The organism is Pseudoduganella sp. LjRoot289, assembly GCF_964252925.1.
Taxonomy (GTDB): Bacteria; Pseudomonadota; Gammaproteobacteria; order Burkholderiales; family Burkholderiaceae_D; genus Rugamonas.
The window spans coordinates 1,897,319-1,914,838 of the sequence record NZ_CAXUPN020000001.1 but is presented as its reverse complement, the minus strand read 5'-3'; the positions used below and the strand labels follow the sequence as shown (position 1 = coordinate 1,914,838).

Sequence of the window (17,520 nt, the reverse complement as noted above, 5' to 3'; positions counted from 1 at the left end):
ATGAGCAATAAAGTCACCAAGACCGACGCCGAATGGCGTGCCCAGCTGGACACGATGGAATACCAGGTCACCCGCCACGCCGCCACCGAGCGCGCCTTCACGGGCAAATTCTGGGATCACCATGAGCGCGGCATCTACACCTGCGTGTGCTGCAACACCCCGCTGTTCGCCTCCGACACCAAATTCGATTCCGGCTGCGGCTGGCCCAGCTATTTCAAGGCGCTCGATCCCGCCAACGTAACGGAGGTGGTCGACCGCAGCCATGGTATGCTGCGCACAGAGATAATTTGTGCTGTGTGCGACGCCCACCTGGGCCACGTATTCCCCGACGGCCCGCCGCCAACCGGCTTGCGCTACTGCATCAATTCAGCCTCGCTGCGCTTCGATCCTCAAGACTGATCCACCAGACACCATCCAAAAGCCTCACATGAAAATTCTTTTCGACTTCCTTCCGCTGCTGGTCTTCTTCGCCTGCTACAAACTGGGCGGCATGCACGCGGAAGCGGTCCAGGCCTTCGTCAACACCTATATGAGCAGCCTGCTGGCCGGCGGTTCGGCCACGGCCGAGCAGGCGCCGATGGTCATCGCCACCCTGGCCGGCATCCTGGCCAACGCCCTGCAGATCGTCTACCTGAAAGCGCGCGGCCGCAAGGTCGATTTCATGCTGTGGCTGTCGCTGTTCTTCTTCGTCGTCTTCGGCGGCCTGACCATCTATTTCCACGATGAAAACTTCATCAAATGGAAACCGACATTGATCTACTGGTGCTTCGCCGTAGGCCTGCTGGTGGCGCGTTACTATTTCAAGAACAACCTGATCCGCAAAGCCATGGGCACCCAGCTCAGCCTGCCGGACGAGGTATGGGAAAAGCTGAACCTGTCGTGGACCGTGTTTTTCGCCGCCCTCGGCTGCATCAACCTGTTTGTCGCCTTCGTGCTGTTCAAAGCAGACACGGCCTCCTGGGTCAGTTTCAAAGCCTTCGGTACGACCGGGTTGACATTTGCCTTCATTATCGTCCAGACTATTTTCCTGGCCAAGTACATCAAAGATGAAGAAGCATGAGCGACCCACGCATTAGCAAGATTGAAGAGCGGCTGCGCGCAGCGCTGGCGCCGGCCGAAATGGTGCTGGAAGACGAGTCCGCGCTGCACGCCGGACACGCCGGAGCGGCATCGGGCGGAGGGCATTATCAGCTGCGCATCGTCTCGGCCAAATTCGAAGGCCTGAAACTCGTCACAAGACATCGACTCGTGTATGATTCCGTGCACGATATGATGCGTGGGGAGATACACGCATTGGCCATTACCGCACTGGCACCGTCTGAAGTATGATATGCGCGGAGATTCGGATTAAGAGACATTGCGATCACTGATATTCCGGCCTCCGCAACCTTCAAGAACTTTACCCCTTAGGATTTGAAATAATGAATTTGAAGCCAGCCCGTCTGCTGATCGCACTTATCGCTGCTGTTGCCGCACCCGCATTTGCCCAAAACCTGGCCGTCGTCAACGGCAAAGCCATCCCGTCATCGCGCGTGGATGCAGTGGTCAAGCAAGTTGTAGCCCAGGGCCAGCAACCAGATTCGCCGCAACTGCGTGAAGCCATCAAGAAAGAAATGATCGGCCGCGAAGTCCTGATGCAGGAAGCGGAGAAACAAGGTTACTCGAAGGACGCCAACGTCAAGACGGCGCTGGAAAACGCGCGTCAAGCCATCTTCATCAACGCCCTGGTGGCGGACTACGTGAAGAAGAACCCGATCAAGGACGCCGACATCAAGGCTGAGTACGACAAGTTCGTCGTTCAAACCGGCAACAAGGAATACCATGTTCGCCACATCCTGACGGAGACCGAGGCGGAAGCGAACGCGGTGATCGCCAAGCTGAAGGGCGGCGCCAAGTTCGAAGAGCTGGCCAAGACCTCGAAAGACACTGGATCGGCTGCCAACGGCGGCGACCTGGACTGGGCGACCCCGTCGTCCTTCCCTAAAGTGTTCTCGGACGCTTTCGTTGCCCTGCAAAAAGGCCAAGTCACCGAAAAACCTGTCCAGACCCCGAACGGCTTCCACGTGATCAAAGTGGACGACGTGCGCGATGCCAAACTGCCGACCCTGGAAGAAGTGAAGCCGCAAATCGCGGACGCGCTGACCCAGAAGAAGCTGCAGGCCTACCAGGAAGAACTGGTTAAGAAAGCCAAAGTTCAGTAATGAATCAGCAGTAAGGAACGGCGCCCTGGTGGCGCCGCTATTATTTGGGCTATGCGCAATGCGCTCCCTTGTTTTTTTATAGGATGTGAAAAGATGTTCAAGCCAGCCCGCCTGTTGTTAGCACTGATCGCCGTCGTTGCTGTTCCGGCATTCGCACAAAACGTTGCGACCGTGAACGGCAAAGCCATTCCAGCTTCGAAAGTCGAAGCCATCGTCAAGCAAGTTGTCGCCCAAGGCAAACAGGCCGATTCCCCGCAACTGCGCGAAGCCATCAAGAAAGACCTGATCGGCCGCGAAGTACTGATCCAGGAAGCCGACAAGCAAGGCGTGGGCACCCGTGCCGAAGTAAAAGCCGCCCTGGAAAACACCCGTCAAAGCATCATCATCAACGCAATGCTGGCGGACTACGTTAAAAAGAATCCCGTCTCCGACGCCGACATCAAGGCCGAATACGACAAATACAAATCGGCCGTCGGCGACAAGGAATATCACGCTCGCCACATCCTGGTGGAAACCGAACAGCAAGCGAAAGACATTATCGCCAAGCTGAAAGGCGGCGCCAAGTTTGAAGAACTGGCCAAGCAATCGAAAGACGGTTCGGCTAATAACGGCGGCGATCTGGACTGGGCAGCCCCATCGTCCTACGTCAAGCCATTCTCCGACGCCATGGTGGCGCTGAAAGACGGCCAGATCACCGAAACGCCGGTGAAATCGCAATTCGGCTACCACGTCATCAAGCTGGAAGGCTCGCGCGCCGCCAAGCTGCCGTCGCTGGATGAAGTCAAAGGCCAGGTCGCCGAGTCCCTGACCCAGAAAAAAGTTGCCGCTTACCGCGAAGAGCTGGTCAAGAAAGCCAAAGTACAGTAATAGTTTTTCATTCAATAAAATGGCGCTCCCTCCGGAGCGCCATTTTTATTTGTACTTGCCAACACCCAGCAACAGGGAATTTCTCCACTCGGCATATTACCCGGCAAGGCGATCAAGGGGCGATGCAGGAATCAGCGGCCATCGTAAAAGAATGCAACACTGGTGGAACAAGCCGCCGCAGCCATTCAGGACGAACCGGCCAATCCCGCTCCGATAGCCAGCCGCTTTCAACTTTGATACACGAGACGGCAAGTGCGCGCCCACGATGGGTGCATTTCTTTATGCCATTCATGCTAGAATATGGCGCGATCAAGCCCAACTATGGCATGGATTGCCTATGAGTCCTGACTTCCAGCAGCAACTACAGGCCGCGCTGGCAGCGGCAGCCAAGCCGGAACGCGCTGCGGGCATGCGCGCCTATATGCGCGATCAATTTGAATTTATCGGCGTGCCCACGCCAGACCGCCGCGCCGCATTAAAGCCGCTGCTGCGGCAGCTCCAGGGCCACGGCGCCCCGCTGCTTTTGCAAATAGCCGACGAGCTATGGGAGTTAGCGCAGCGGGAATATCAATACGCGGCGCTGGATCTTCTGGCCATGCATAAGCAAGCGCTGGACGCCGAGCATATACCCGCCCTTCTTTCCCTGGCGCAGCGCAAATCATGGTGGGATACGGTGGATGCCTTGGCGGGGATTATTAGCGATGTACTACGCCATCGGCACAATTATATGAACGACGCCTCTGCGCACGACAATTTCTGGATACGCCGCATTGCCCTGCTGCACCAGCTAGGCTGGCGCGATAAAACCGATACCGAACGGCTTTTCGGATATTGCCTGACGCTCGCGCACGAAAAAGAATTCTTTATTCAGAAGGCAATCGGCTGGGCTTTGAGGGATTACGCCCGCCACGCTCCCGAAGAAGTCCGTGCATTCACGCTGCGGCACCAAAGCCTATTGGCTCCGCTGAGTTTCAGAGAAGCCAACAAGCATCTTTAAACGCGCCCGTAAAACATCAATGGTCATCGGCTTAAGACCGCGCACGTAAGAATTTGCGCGCTGACCATGCAAGCAGCCAATAGACCCCCAACACCATATTACCCAGCGCAGTTACAATTCCACCGCCCGGCGTTAATCCGTCACGGCTCCGGTGTAAATGGGTGAGCTTGCTCGGATTGCGCACGATATAAACAGCAGCAACGCGGTCCTGTTCGTCAACACCCAGAGCCAGTGCCTGGATTGCTGCGCCCGTCTTACGGTCGAATATGATCGCGCCAGGCAGGCCATTAACCCAAGCCGACCTGACCTCGACTTGCAGAGGGCTGTATGAGCGGGTAAAGCCGATCAATGCCTTGGCCACGCGCAATCCACCTTGCAGTGCCTTCGGCACCGCCGTCACAATACCGCCTCCATCGCTCAGCATCTCGGCATCGGCCGACAGCATGCCCGACAAGGTTTCAATATCGCCACGTTGCAAAGCCCAGCCGAAGGCCCGGAGTAATCGGTCGCGCTGCGCCACGCCCATCTGTGAACGCACCGCTGACCTCTTCACGTGCGTGCGTGCCCTGCTTGCCAGTTGACGGCAGGCATCACCTGACCGCCCCAAACGTGTTGCAACTTCATCAAAGTCGATGTCGAAAACATCGTGCAAGATGAAAGCAGCGCGCTCCAGAGGGCTTAGCCGCTCCAACGCCAGCATGAAGGCCATGCCGACTTCTTGCGCATATTCGGTCGCGACTTCTGGGCCGGGGCAGTAATCCGGCGCTTCATCGATCAGGGGCTCGGGCAGCCAGACGCCGACATATTGCTCACGCCGCTGGCGTGCGCTTTGCAAGCGGTCCAGACACAGATTGGAAGCCGTCTGCGACAAATACGTGCGAGCATCGCGAACCGTATCGAGGTCGACCTTATTCCAGCGCAACCAGCAGTCTTGCACCACGTCTTCGGCTTCTGCACGGGAGCCAAGCATGCGATATGCCAGCGCACGCAAATAGCGCCGCTGCGTTTCAAATTGCACGGTGCCGTCGAGTTGATCAGGCGGACTTATGCGCATCTTGTCTCCAGCTTACATCGTTCAATGCCGCATCGCCCACGCGCACTTGCTGACATGACAGACCATGACCCAAGGCGTATTTGAGCATCGGATACATGCGTGAGGCAGTGATGGCGAGCGCCAGCGACGCCAACGCGCGCGGCCCCCACCGGGACAGCACCTCGTCGCGCAAGGCAGCGATGTCCTCGCCGTGTGCGACAACCGCACACGCATAGCGCCAGCCCAACGCCGCGTCCACGCCCATTTGCGCCACATCCGCGCGCAGCACGCCGTGCAGCACCAAGTCGTCGACCCGCTGTTCGCGTGCCATGTTAATCACTAACTGCACGCAAGGTCCACAGTCTTCGGATTGCACCGCGACGATTTTGGCAGCATACCAAGCGGCGACCGGCACGTCCTCCCGGTATTTGCCGAGTGCGGTCGCGCGACCGAAACTTAGCATACCCTTTCGGCTCAAGCCCAGCAGGCAGCGCAAATAGCTCGTATCGTAATCATAACGTTTCTCAAAGGCGGCGAGGCGCAAACGGATCAGCCAGTCGATCATGATCATTCCTATTGAAGTGAGGGGGAAGCGCAAGCCCTGCTGCCAACAGCGCGGGCAACACGACGCCAGGGACGTCTTGCAGCAGCTGGCTCCAGCCACACAAGCCAGCCAGGGTCTCGCCCAAGTGAACAAGGGCGTGCATGAGCAGGAAACCGGCCCCTGCAATGGCAGCAGCAGCGCCGGTGGCGGGCCGACAGGCGCGCCAGAGCAGGCCGCCGCCAGCCATAGCATAAGCACAGCCAATATCACGCACGAAGTGGATGTTAAACGGGCCTGTATAGAGCACGCCGGGCATGCTGAGGTACCAAGCCTGCGGCGCAAGCAACATGGCGGCGGCGTTGCACAACAGTCCGGAAGCGAGCAGCCAACGTGCACATTGAGATATCGATTTGTCCATACTTATTAGACGACGCAGCCCTGATGGATGTGACATCGGGCGTACATATATATGCGTGCGCGCATGGGAGCCATTACCAGCTCCGCATTGGTAGTGCCGAGGGCGGCTGCTAAGCTGCCCGAATGGACAGACTCTCTACACTAGCCCAGGCCGCCATTGCGCCGCCCGGCATCAGCAGCCCCGCCGAATGGCAGACCCGCATCGACTTGGCAGCCTGCTATCAACTAGCCGCCAGGTTCGGATGGGACGACGGCATTTACACCCATATATCCGCAGCCGTGCCCGGCGAACCCGGCCATTATCTGATCAACCCCTTCGGATTTCGCTTCGACGAAGTACGGGCATCGAACCTTGTGAAAGTCGACCGGAACGGCAATATCGTCTGCCGATCCCAGCACACGGTCAACCGGGCCGGCTTCGCGCTGCACGGCGCCGTGCACGCTGCCCGGCACGACGCCGCCTGCGTCATGCACTTGCACAACCCCAACGGCATCGCCGTCGGCATGCAAAAAGCCGGCTTGCAGCCGCTGACGCCCTACGCCCTTCGCTTCCATGGCCAACTGGCCTACCACGACTACGAAGGCTTGGAGATGAGCCCGGCCGAGCAGGCGCGGCTGACAGCCGGCCTTGGCCAACGCCCTGCCATGCTCCTGCGCAACCACGGCAGTCTGACGGTAGGCCGCACCATCGCCGAAGCTTTCGTGCTGATGGAAACGCTGGACAAGGCCTGCCAGCTGCAACTGCTGGCGCAATCCGCCTGCATGCCCCTGCGCCAGCCGTCCGAAGCGGTTTGTCTCAAAGCCCACCTCGAGCTGGTCGGCGACGGCGCGCCCGAAGGCCGCCTGGAATGGCCTGCCCTGCTGCGCAAGCTCGATGCCACCAACCCCAGCTACCGAACCTAAGGAGTCCCATGCCCACCATCAACGTCCAGCTCTTCGAAGGCCGTACGCCCGAGCAAAAGCGCGCATTCGTCCAGGCCGTCACCGAAGCGACTTGCGCGACCCTGGGTTCGAGCCCGGAATCGGTCGACATCCTGATCCACGAAGTCAAGAAAGAGCACTGGGCCACCGCCGGCCGCCTTTGGTCAGACGAATAAGGAAAAAAGGGTCAGGGTTATTTATCTGGAACGTGTACATTCCGTATAAATATCCCTGACCCTTTTTAATATTTGACCCTGGCCCCTTTTCGAGAGCCGAAAAAAAGCCGGGCGGACCCGGCTTTTTTGGCTTAGCCCACGAACTTGCGGGCGTTGCGGAACATGCGCATCCACGGGGAGTCTTCGCCCCACGATTCGGGGTGCCACGATTGCTGCACGCTGCGGAATACGCGCTCGGCGTGCGGCATCATTACCGTGAAGCGGCCGTCTGCCGTCGTCACCGACGTCAAACCCTGCGGCGAACCGTTCGGGTTGTAGGGGTAGGCTTCGGTCGCTGCGCCCTTGTTGTCGATGAAGCGCAGCGCGCCGATGGCTTCGCCGATGTTGCCGGTCTGCGTGAAGTCGGCGTAACCCTCGCCGTGGGCGATGGCGATCGCGGTTTGCGTGCCGGCCATGCCCTGGAAGAAGATCGACGGCGAATCGAGCACTTCCACCATCGAGAAGCGCGCTTCGAACTTCTCGGACTTGTTGGTGGTGAACTTCGGCCAGGCGTGCGCGCCTGGAATGATGGATTTCAGATTGCTCATCATCTGGCAACCGTTGCACACGCCGAGGCCGAAGGTGTCGCTGCGGCCGAAGAAGCGCGCGAACTGCTCCGCCATCGCCGGGTTGAACAGGATGGATTTGGCCCAGCCTTCGCCCGCGCCCAGCACGTCGCCGTAGGAGAAGCCGCCGACGGCGATCACGCCCTGGAAATCGTCCAGCTTGACGCGGCCTGCAATCAGGTCGCTCATGTGCACGTCCACCGCCGCAAAGCCGGCCTGGTGCATCACCCATGCCGTTTCGATGTGCGAGTTGACGCCCTGCTCGCGCAGGATGGCGACGCGCGGACGCGCGCCCGTGGCCAGGAAGGGCGCGGCGACGTTCTCGGCGGGGTCGAACGTCAGCTTCGGCGTGATGCCTGGGTCGGTTTCGTCCAGCAGACGGTCGTATTCGGCGTCGGCGCAGGCCGGGTTGTCGCGCAGGCGCGAAATGCGCCAGCTGGTCTCGCTCCACAGGCGGTGCAGGTCGGCGCGCGGCTGGTTGTAGATCAGCTTGGCGTCGCGCGTGAATTCGATCACGCCACGGTCGTTCGGCTTGCCGATGATGTGGCTGCAGGCGCCCAGGTTGAACGAGCGCAGCACGTCCATGACCAGCGACTTCTCGTCGGCGCGCACTTGCACGACAGCACCCAGTTCTTCGTTGAACAGCGCCTTGAGCGTCTGCTCGTTGCGGCGTTCGGCGATCTGGCCGGCCCAGTTCTTGGCGTCGCCCTGGTCGGCGCCGTGGCCCTCTTCCAAGGTCAAGATGTCGAGGTTGATCGACAGGCCGGCGCGGCCGGCGAAGGCCATCTCGGCCAGCGTGCCGTACAGGCCGCCGTCGGAACGGTCGTGGTAGGCCAGCAGTTTGCCGTCGCTGTTCAGTTGCTGGATGGCGGTGAAGAAGGCCTTCAGGTCTTCCGCGCTGTCGACGTCCGGCGCTTCATTGCCCAGCTGGCCCATCACCTGCGCCAATGCCGAGGCACCCATGCGGTTCTTGCCGCGGCCCAGGTCGATCAGGATCATGACGGTATCGCCCGCGTCCATGCGGATCTGCGGGGTCAGCGATTTGCGCACGTCGTAGACCGGCGCGAAGCCGGATACGATCAGCGACACCGGCGACATCACGGCCTTGCTTTCGTCCTCGTCCTTCCAGGTGGTGCGCATGGACAGCGAATCCTTGCCCACCGGGATGGAGATGCCCAGCGCCGGGCACAGCTCCATGCCGACCGCTTGCACGGTGTCGTACAGGGCTGCGTCCTGGCCCGGCTGGCCGCAGGCGGCCATCCAGTTGGCGGACAGCTTGATGTCTTCGATAGCCCGGATAGGCGCGGCAGCCATATTGGTGATGGTCTCGCCGACGGCCATGCGGCCCGAGGCCGGCGCGTCGATCACGGCCAGCGGCGTGCGCTCGCCCATCGCCATCGCCTCGCCCAGGTAGCCTTCATAGCTCATGGTGGTGACGGCGCAGTCGGCCACCGGCACTTGCCAAGGACCGACCATCTGGTCGCGCACGGACATGCCGCCCACGCTGCGGTCGCCGATGGTGATCAGGAAGGATTTGTCGCCCACGGTAGGCAGCAGCAGCACGCGCTTGGCGGCTTCTTCCAGGTTGATGCCGGTCAGGTCGATGGCCGGATAATCGTTCTGCACATGGTGCACGTCGCGCAGCATTTTAGGCGGTTTGCCCAGCAGCACGTCCATCGGCATGTCGACCGGGAAGTTGCCCATGTCCTTGTCGATCAGTTGCAGCTGGCGTTCTTCGGTGGCGGTGCCGACCACGGCAAACGGACAGCGCTCGCGGTCGCACATGGCTTTGAACGCCGGCAGGTCGTTCGGCGCAATGGCCAGCACGTAACGTTCCTGCGATTCGTTGGACCAGATTTCCTTGGGCGCCATGCCGGATTCTTCCAGCGGGATCTTGCGCAGGTCGAACAGCGCGCCGCGCTTGGCGTCGTTGGTGATTTCCGGGAAGGCGTTCGACAGGCCGCCCGCGCCCACGTCGTGGATGGAAATGATCGGATTGTTGGCGCCCAGCTGCCAGCAACCGTTGATCACTTCCTGCGCGCGGCGTTCCATTTCCGGGTTGCCGCGCTGGACCGAGTCGAAGTCCAGGTCGGCGGTGTTGGTGCCGGTGGCCATCGAGGAAGCGGCCGAGCCGCCCATGCCGATGCGCATGCCGGGACCGCCCAGCTGGATCAGCAGGCTGCCGACCGGGATGTCGTTCTTGTGCGTGTGCTGGCCGGAGATGTTGCCGATACCGCCCGCGATCATGATGGGCTTGTGGTAGCCGTACACGGTGTCCGGCGCGCCGGCGACCTGGCTGCCGACGTTCTGCTCGTAGGTACGGAAGTAGCCGCCCAGCACAGGACGGCCGAATTCGTTCGAGAACGCGGCGCCGCCCAGCGGGCCGTCTATCATGATTTGCAGCGCCGAGGCGATGCGGTCCGGCTTGCCGTAGGCTTTAGCCGTGTTGAGCGCGGTCTTGGCGCCGGTGACGGAGGCGGCGTTTTCCCAGGCCTGCACGGCGCCGGGTATCATCAGGTTGGACACGGTGAAGCCGCACAGGCCGGCTTTCGGCTTGGCGCCGCGGCCGGTCGCGCCCTCGTCGCGGATCTCGCCGCCGGCGCCGGTGGAGGCGCCCGGGAACGGGGAAATCGCGGTCGGGTGGTTGTGCGTCTCGACCTTCATCAGGGTGTGGGTCAGCTCGGTGGTGGCAGCGTATTCCTGGCCGGCCCCCTGCGGGAAGAAGCGCGACACCACGGCGCCTTCCATGATGGACGAGTTGTCGCTGTAGGCCACGATGGTGCCCTTGGGCTGCTTCTCGTGCGTGTTCTTGATCATCTTGAACAGCGATTTGTCCTTCGCCACGCCGTCGATGGTCCAGTCGGCGTTGAAGATCTTGTGGCGGCAGTGTTCGCTGTTCGCCTGCGCGAACATCATCAGTTCGACGTCGGTCGGGTTGCGCTTGGCCTTGGTGAAGGCGTCGTGCAGATAGTCGATCTCGTCGTCCGACATGGCCAGGCCGAGGTCGGTGTTGGCTTTTTCCAGTGCCAGCTTGCCCGCGCCCAGCACGTCGATCGCCTCCAGCGGCTTCGCTTCCAGCGTGCGGAACAGGCCGGCGGCTTCGTCGGCGTGGCGCAGCACGGAGTCGGTCATGCGGTCGTGCAGCAGCGCCGCGACGGCTTCGGCCTGCTCGGCCGACATTTTGCCCGCGCCTATGCTGCTGCCCAGGAAACCGGCTTTCAGGTGGATGCGGTAGGCCACGCCGCGCTCGACGCGCTTGATGTGGGCCATGCCGCAGTTGTGCACGATGTCGGTGGCCTTGGAAGCCCATGGCGATATGGTGCCGAAACGCGGAATCACGACAAATTCTTCGACCGCGCCGCCTTCTGCCGACTCGGCATGGGCGGGTTCGCCGTAGGTCAGCAGCCCTTGCAGGCGGCTGGTGTCGTCGCTCGAAAGCGGCCCGGCGGCGTCGATGAAGTGCAGGTGGTGCGCTTGCACGGCCGTGATGGCGGGCAGCACTGCTTGCAGTTGGGTGAGGAGGCGTTGGCTACGGAAGGCAGACAGGGCGTTGGAGCCCGGCAAAATCAACATGGTTGGGAGGTGGTTGAGCAGCGTGGCTGCGGATTAAAGAAGAAATCGGTGCGGCTAAAATCCTTTGCCCCGAATTATACCCGTTTAGCCCCTCCCCGGGCAGGGTCAGCAATGCGCCCTTCCCCTGCCCCGGGCGGCCTCCCAGTGCCACGGAAGCAACATTTTTTGTCTTTTTATACTGAAACAAACGGCTTACAGGGGCAAATGGCCCCGATGGCGAGCTATTTTGCCCATGCTTGGAGTATGCTCATGCGATATGGAGTTGGCTCCGCCCAAGAGAGTGAAACATGGCTGACTACAGCAACCTGACCGTCCTGATCATCGACCCCAACCAGGGCATGCGCGCCAGCATCCATAATATGCTGACGCAGGTAAGCATCACCAAGGTCGACCAGGCCGTCAGTGCCGGCACCGCAATCCGTGCCCTCGGCATTAAGAATTACGACGTCATCCTGTGCGAATACGACCTCGGCAGCGCCGGCGGCAACGAAGCCGGCCAGGACGGCCAGCAACTGCTGGAAGACCTGCGGCTGCACCGCGTCATCAGCCAGTGGGCGATCTTCATCATGCTGACCTCCGAAGGCGTGTACAGCAAGGTCGTCAGCGCGGCCGAACTGCTGCCGACCGACTACATCCTGAAACCGTTCACCGTCGACGTGCTGTCGCAGCGCATCGGCCGCGCACTGGAACGCCGCGCCACCTTCCTGCCGGTCTACCAGATGATAGGCCAGGGCAAGGCGCGCGAAGCGATCGCCGCCTGCCTGGCTGCAGAAGCGGCGCAGCCGCGCTACGCCACCGACTACGCCCGCCTGCGTGCCGAGCTGCTGATGAGTTTGGACCGCATGCCTGAGGCCGAGCAGGCCTACATCGGCATCGTCGCCAGCAAGCCGCTGGGCTGGGCCCAGCTGGGCCAGGCGCGCTGCGCTTTCGCGCTGAAGCGCTATCCGGATGCGCAGGCGCAGCTGGAGGCCTTGCTGGCAGCCAATCCCAAACTTATGGCCGCCTACGACTTGCTGGCCCAAGTGCTGCGCGCCCAGCGCAAGGACGACAGCGCCAAGCAGGTGCTGGAAGACGCCATCGCCATCTCGCCGCACATGGTCAGCCGCCTGCGCAACCTGGGCGAGGTGTCGCTTGCCGTCGGCGACATCGACAGTGCCGAGAAAGCGTTCAAACAAGTGGTGGCCAAGGCCAAGTATTCCGAGTTCCGCGACCCGGCCGACCACGTCAACCTGGTGCGCACCCTGGTCAAGAAGGGCGACGGCTCCGGCGCCTCCGCCGTCATCCGCGACATGGAACGTTCGCTGCGCAGCGGACCCGGCACCGAAGTGTGCCGCGCCTACTCGGCCGCCATGGTGCAGGAACTGAACGGCAACACCGACAAGGCCGCCGCCGAGCTGGCCAAGGCCATGGCCGTGCTGTCCGAGGCGACCGGCATGTCCAGCAACCTCAAGCTGGGCCTGGCCCACAGCTGCCTGGCCAACCGCATGGACGAACAGGCCTCGGTGCTGTTCAAGGAACTGACCGCCGACCCGGGCAGCGGCGTGACCGACGCCGACGTCGTCAGCCTGTGCCAGCAGGCCGGACGCGAAGACATGGCCGAGCAATACGACAAGAACCTCGATTCCGAAGTCGATTCCATGGTGCGCCAGGCAGCCATCAAAAGCCGCGAAGGCGACCTGCGCGGCGCGGTGGACGTGCTGCAGCAGGCGCTGCGGCGGCGCCCCGAGCACACCGGCTTGTGGACGGTGGCCGCGACCGCCATGCTGCGCCAGATCATGGACCAGGGCTGGGACGCGACGCTGGCGATCCAGTGCACCGGCCTGCTGCGCCGCATCCGCGACGACAATCCGGCCAATCCGCTGCTGCCGGGCCTGATCGCCCAGTACACGGCGATCCGCCAGAAATACGCGCCGGCCGTGGCCGCCTCGGCCGCGGCGGCAACGGCTGCCGCAGCCGCAGCCGCGGCGGCCCAGAGTCCCGCCGGCGCGCCGGCCGCCACCGCCGAGGGCAGGTAATGCAAGACTACGCGGAACTGTCAGTGCTGCTGGTGGACCCCAACCAGGGCATGCGGGCCAGTCTGCGCAACATGCTGAACCAGTCGGGCATCACCCGCATCGACGACGCCGTCAGCTCCGGCACGGCCATCCGCCAGCTGGGCAAGAAGGACTACGACATCGTGCTGTGCGAGTACGACCTGGGCAGCGGCAGCAGCGACAACGGCCAGGACGGCCAGCAACTGCTGGAAGACCTGCGCCACCACAAGCTGATCGGCCCCTGGACCATCTTCATCATGCTGACGTCCGAGGGTGTCTATGGCAAGGTGGTCAGCGCCGCTGAATTGCTGCCCACCGACTACGTGCTGAAACCGTTCAAGGTCGAAGTCTTGCTGCAGCGCATAGCTCGGGCGGTGACGCGCCGGTCGGCCTTCCTGCCGGTCTACGAGCAAATCAGGCACGGCAATCTGCGCGATGCGCTGACGATCGCCAGCGCCGGCGAATTGCACAACCCGCGCCATGCCGCCGAATTCGCCCGGCTGCGGGCCGAACTGCATTTCGACCAGGGCCAATTGGCCGAGGCCGAGCTGATCTACCACGGCATACTGGTCGCGCGCCCGCTGGGATGGGCGTACTTGGGCCTGGCGCGCTGCCAGCACGCCGCCCAACGCTACGACGACGCCCAGGCCACGCTGGAACGGCTCATCAACCTCAATCCGAAGTATATGGCGGCCTACGACCTGCTGGCGCTCACCCATGAAGCGCTGGGCCAGGCGGTGCAGGCGAAGAAGGTGCTCGAAGAGGCGGTCGCCATTTCACCCCACACGGTGAGGCGCCTGCGCCACCTCGGCACGGTCGCCTATGAGACGGGCGACATCAACGTCGCGGAAAAGGCCTTCAAGCAGGTCGTGACCAAGGCCAAGCATTCCCAGTTCCGCGACCCGGAAGACCACGTCAAGCTGGTCAGGGTGCTGGTGAAGAAAGGGGATATCAATCAGGCCACCGTCACGATCCACGACCTGGAGCGCACGATGCGCGGCAACGCCAACGCGGAGGTGTGCCGCGCCTTGTCCTCGGCCCTGGTGCTGGACGTGACGGGCAACGGCAGCATGGCCGCCAAGGAACTGAGTTCGGCCGCGGCCGGCGTGGTGCTGACCAAGGGACTGTCCAATTCGCTGAGGCTGGATCTTGCGCAGAGCTGCATCAAACACAACCTCGACGACGATGCCATCGGCGTGGTCATCGACATGGTGAACGACGGGGCCAGCCATCTGTCCACGGAGGAAGCGGTCGAGGTGTTTGAACTGGCGGGCAGGCACGACTTGGCGCGCGGCATAGGCATGCAGATTTCCCACCAGGTCGATGAGATGCTGGAGAGCGCCGCCGCCCTGCTGGACCAGGGCGACCACCGCGGCGCGGTCAGCACGCTCAACCTGGCGCTGCGCAAAAGTCCAAGCAACGGGCCAGTGCTGTACGCCGCCGCCAATGCCATCCTGCGCCAGCTTTACGAGTTGGGATGGGAAGCGCCGCTCGGCCAGCAGGCCGGCATGCTGATCGAGCGTCTGCGCCGCATCGACGGCGACGCGCCCCAATTCGGCAGCCTGCTCCAGCATTACAGCGCTACCCAGCGCAAATACGGCATCTCCACCACCGCGTGAGGGTATATGGCTATGATTGAATCGAGCGCACGTCCATTTGCCCGGACTGCCCACGCACCATCGTCGAGACCAGCTAATGCAAGACTACGCTGAACTATCGGTCCTGCTGGTGGACCCCAACCAGGGCATGCGCGCCAGCCTGCGCAACATGCTGAACCAGTCGGGCATCACCCGCATCGACGACGCCGTCAGCTCCGGCACGGCCATCCGCCAGCTGGGCAAGAAGGCCTACGACATCGTGCTGTGCGAGTACGACCTGGGCAGCGGCAGCAGCGACAACGGCCAGGACGGCCAGCAACTGCTGGAAGACCTGCGCCACCACAAGCTGATCGGCCCCTGGACCATCTTCATCATGCTGACGTCCGAGGGTGTCTATGGCAAGGTGGTCAGCGCCGCCGAGCTGCTGCCGTCCGATTACATATTGAAACCGTTCACAGTGGAAGTGCTGCTGCAGCGCATCGCCCGCGCGGTCGGCAAGCGCACCTCCTTCCTGCCGATTTACGAGCTGATCAACCAGGGCAATGTACGCGACGCCATTGCCGCGACCGGCACGGGCGAAGCCAATTACCCGCGCCATGCCACCGATTTCGCCCGCCTGCGCGCCGAGCTGCATTTTGGCGCAGGCCATCTGGCCGAAGCCGAGCTGACCTACCACACCATCCTGGCCGGGCGGCCGGTAGGCTGGGCGCACCTGGGTCTGGCGCGTTGCCAGTACGCCGGCCAGCGCTACGAAGACGCGCTCGCCACGCTGGACAAGCTGCTGACGCAGAATCCGGAGTTCATGGCCGCCTACGACCTGCTGGCGCGCACCCACGAAGCGCTGGGCCAGGCCGTGCAGGCGAAAAAAGTGCTGGAGGACGCCGTGGCGATCTCGCCGCACATGGTCAGCCGTTTGCGCCACCTCGGCACGGTGGCCTACGAAACGGGCGACATCGGCGTGGCCGAGAAGGCCTTCAAGCAGGTGGTGGCCAAGGCCAAGTATTCCGAATTCCGCGATCCGGAAGACCACGTCAACCTGGTCAAGGCGCTGGTCAAAAAGGGAGACACCAATCAGGCCAGCGGCGTGATCCGCGACCTGGAACGTTCCCTGCGGGGCAACGCCAACACCGAAGTGTGCCGTGCCATCTCCGTTGCCCTGCTACAGGACCTGGGCGGCAACGACACCGCAGCCGCCACGGAACTGAGCAACGCGGTTGCCGCGGTGGGCTTGGCCAAGGGCTTGTCGAGCGGCCTGAAACTGGGCCTGGTACAAAGCTGCCTCAAGCACAAACTGGACAAGGATGCCGCCGACGTCATCATCGACATGACCAACGACGCCGAGAGCGGTTTGTCGCTCGAGCAGGCAGTGGACGTGTTCGAGCAGGCCGGGCGGCACGACCTGGCGCGCGGCATAGGCGAGCAGATCGGACATCAGGTGGAAGAATTGCTGGAGAGCGCGGCAAACCACCTCGACCAGGGCGACCACCGCGCGGCGGTCACCACGCTCGGCATGGCCTTGCGCAAGAGCCCGAGCAACTTGCCGGTGCTGTACGCCACCATCAGCGCCATGCTGCGCCAGCTCGACGAGCTGGGCTGGGAGGCGCCGCTGGGCGAACAGGCCGGCGTGCTGCTGGAGCGCCTGCGCCGCATCGACAGCGGCAACCCGGAATTTGACACACTCGTCCAGCAACACAGCGCCACGCAGCGGAAGTACGGGATTTCCACCACTGCGTGAAAACTTGGCGCCATAGCGCTGGCATGCGCACCTGCGGCTTTTTTCGCCCCTTCATCGCAGCATGCCCTGATAGATCAGCTGCAATCCGGTCAGCAGCAGGCAAATTTGAGCAATGCGGTAGAACCATTTGGGACTCGCCTGCGCCTGCAGCCACAGGCCGATCTTCACGCCGACCGGGACCAGGGGGGCGAGCAGCAAGGCGGTCCATAGATTGGCTGAGGAGAATTGCCCGAGCCAGGCATACGGTATCAGCTTCACCATGTTCACTATCATGAAGAACAGGCTGACCGTCGCCACATAGGTGGTCTTATCCAGCCGCTGCGGCAGCATATACACCTGAGCCGGAGGACCGCCTGCGTGGGCCAGGAAACTGGTGAATCCTGAAATCCCGGCCCAGAAGACGCCTTTGGTGGCCGATCGCGATGCCGGCGCCTGCCTGGATGCGAAGTTCAGCCACTGATTCAAGGTAAAAAGCACCGCGATCGCGCCAATGACAATCCGGATGTGCGCCTCCGGGATGGTGCCGAAGGTCAGTGCCCCGATAGCCACGCCGGCGATGGCGCCCGGCACCATGATTTTCAAATTCGCGACGTCCCATTTTCCATAATAGACGCGGAATCCGACCAGATCCATAAAGCAAAGCACCGGCAACAGGATCGCAGCCGCCTGCGCGGGCGAAATGGCGAGTGCCATCAACGGTACGCTAATGCCACCGAAAGCGCTGCCAAATCCTCCCTTGGAAATTCCGGTCAGCAAGACCGCTGGTATCGCTACTAAGTAAAAGATGGGATCTGTGATTATCATGACTATGTATTCCCTG

Annotated in this window: 16 protein-coding genes; 11 read left to right on the top strand and 5 right to left on the bottom strand. The window is 62.2% G+C overall.

What is annotated here, in order from left to right; genetic code table 11:
* The 6 genes from msrB to ACSQ8Y_RS08205 all read left to right on the top strand — a co-directional run bounded on the left by msrB (position 1) and on the right by ACSQ8Y_RS08205 (position 4,065).
* A complete protein-coding gene (gene msrB, locus ACSQ8Y_RS08230) occupies positions 1-399 on the top strand; it encodes a peptide-methionine (R)-S-oxide reductase MsrB (RefSeq protein ID WP_436265956.1) in 399 nt (132 codons plus the stop codon).
* Positions 400-427: 28 nt separating this feature from the next.
* Positions 428-1,060: a septation protein A gene (locus ACSQ8Y_RS08225; RefSeq protein WP_436265955.1), complete on the top strand. Its 633-nt coding sequence runs from the start codon at positions 428-430 to the stop codon at positions 1,058-1,060.
* Positions 1,057-1,329, top strand: a complete 273-nt coding sequence (locus ACSQ8Y_RS08220; protein WP_436265954.1) for a BolA family protein — start codon at positions 1,057-1,059, stop codon at positions 1,327-1,329. The genes ACSQ8Y_RS08225 and ACSQ8Y_RS08220 overlap by 4 nt, the downstream gene beginning before the upstream one ends.
* A gap of 92 nt (positions 1,330-1,421) precedes the next feature.
* The gene (locus tag ACSQ8Y_RS08215; RefSeq protein ID WP_436265953.1) at positions 1,422-2,201 is read left to right on the top strand and encodes a peptidylprolyl isomerase; all 780 of its coding nucleotides are present in this window, start codon (positions 1,422-1,424) and stop codon (positions 2,199-2,201) included.
* A gap of 93 nt (positions 2,202-2,294) precedes the next feature.
* On the top strand, positions 2,295-3,068 hold the full coding sequence (locus tag ACSQ8Y_RS08210) for a peptidylprolyl isomerase (RefSeq protein WP_436265952.1): 774 nt from the start codon (positions 2,295-2,297) through the stop codon (positions 3,066-3,068).
* A gap of 337 nt (positions 3,069-3,405) precedes the next feature.
* Positions 3,406-4,065 (top strand): DNA alkylation repair protein, encoded by a 660-nt coding sequence (locus tag ACSQ8Y_RS08205; protein ID WP_436265951.1) that lies wholly within the window; start codon positions 3,406-3,408, stop codon positions 4,063-4,065.
* A gap of 31 nt (positions 4,066-4,096) precedes the next feature.
* On the opposite strand, the gene sigJ is transcribed toward ACSQ8Y_RS08205, so the two are convergent.
* From sigJ to ACSQ8Y_RS08190, 3 genes are read right to left on the bottom strand one after another with little or no spacing between them, the layout of a single operon-like run.
* Entirely contained in the window at positions 4,097-5,119 is a 1,023-nt protein-coding gene (gene sigJ, locus ACSQ8Y_RS08200) for an RNA polymerase sigma factor SigJ (RefSeq protein WP_436265950.1), read from the bottom strand.
* On the bottom strand, positions 5,100-5,663 hold the full coding sequence (locus tag ACSQ8Y_RS08195) for a hypothetical protein (protein ID WP_436265949.1): 564 nt from the start codon (positions 5,661-5,663) through the stop codon (positions 5,100-5,102). The genes sigJ and ACSQ8Y_RS08195 overlap by 20 nt, the downstream gene beginning before the upstream one ends.
* On the bottom strand, positions 5,623-6,060 hold the full coding sequence (locus ACSQ8Y_RS08190; protein WP_436265948.1) for a hypothetical protein: 438 nt from the start codon (positions 6,058-6,060) through the stop codon (positions 5,623-5,625). The genes ACSQ8Y_RS08195 and ACSQ8Y_RS08190 overlap by 41 nt, the downstream gene beginning before the upstream one ends.
* A gap of 122 nt (positions 6,061-6,182) precedes the next feature.
* Here ACSQ8Y_RS08190 and ACSQ8Y_RS08185 point away from each other — a divergent pair, with 122 nt between their 5' ends.
* On the top strand, positions 6,183-6,962 hold the full coding sequence (locus tag ACSQ8Y_RS08185; protein ID WP_436265947.1) for a class II aldolase/adducin family protein: 780 nt from the start codon (positions 6,183-6,185) through the stop codon (positions 6,960-6,962).
* Positions 6,963-6,970: 8 nt separating this feature from the next.
* On the top strand, positions 6,971-7,156 hold the full coding sequence (locus tag ACSQ8Y_RS08180) for a 4-oxalocrotonate tautomerase (RefSeq protein ID WP_436265946.1): 186 nt from the start codon (positions 6,971-6,973) through the stop codon (positions 7,154-7,156).
* Between the two features lie 131 nt (positions 7,157-7,287).
* Here the strand turns inward: ACSQ8Y_RS08180 and purL are convergent, their stop codons facing one another.
* Positions 7,288-11,334 (bottom strand): phosphoribosylformylglycinamidine synthase, encoded by a 4,047-nt coding sequence (purL, locus tag ACSQ8Y_RS08175; RefSeq protein WP_436265945.1) that lies wholly within the window; start codon positions 11,332-11,334, stop codon positions 7,288-7,290.
* Positions 11,335-11,621: 287 nt separating this feature from the next.
* On the opposite strand from purL, the gene ACSQ8Y_RS08170 reads away from it, so the two are divergent.
* The 3 genes from ACSQ8Y_RS08170 to ACSQ8Y_RS08160 all read left to right on the top strand — a co-directional run bounded on the left by ACSQ8Y_RS08170 (position 11,622) and on the right by ACSQ8Y_RS08160 (position 16,700).
* Positions 11,622-13,349 carry a response regulator gene (locus ACSQ8Y_RS08170; protein WP_436265944.1) on the top strand — a complete coding sequence of 576 codons (1,728 nt, stop codon included), beginning with the start codon at positions 11,622-11,624 and terminating at the stop codon, positions 13,347-13,349.
* Entirely contained in the window at positions 13,349-14,986 is a 1,638-nt protein-coding gene (locus ACSQ8Y_RS08165; protein WP_436265943.1) for a tetratricopeptide repeat protein, read from the top strand. Before ACSQ8Y_RS08170 ends, ACSQ8Y_RS08165 begins: the two co-directional genes overlap by 1 nt.
* A gap of 76 nt (positions 14,987-15,062) precedes the next feature.
* Complete coding sequence (locus ACSQ8Y_RS08160; protein WP_436265942.1) at positions 15,063-16,700, top strand: tetratricopeptide repeat protein; 1,638 nt, start codon at positions 15,063-15,065, stop codon at positions 16,698-16,700.
* 51 nt (positions 16,701-16,751) lie between these two features.
* Here the strand turns inward: ACSQ8Y_RS08160 and ACSQ8Y_RS08155 are convergent, their stop codons facing one another.
* Entirely contained in the window at positions 16,752-17,456 is a 705-nt protein-coding gene (locus ACSQ8Y_RS08155) for a sulfite exporter TauE/SafE family protein (protein ID WP_436265941.1), read from the bottom strand.
* Positions 17,457-17,520 lie beyond the last annotated feature (64 nt).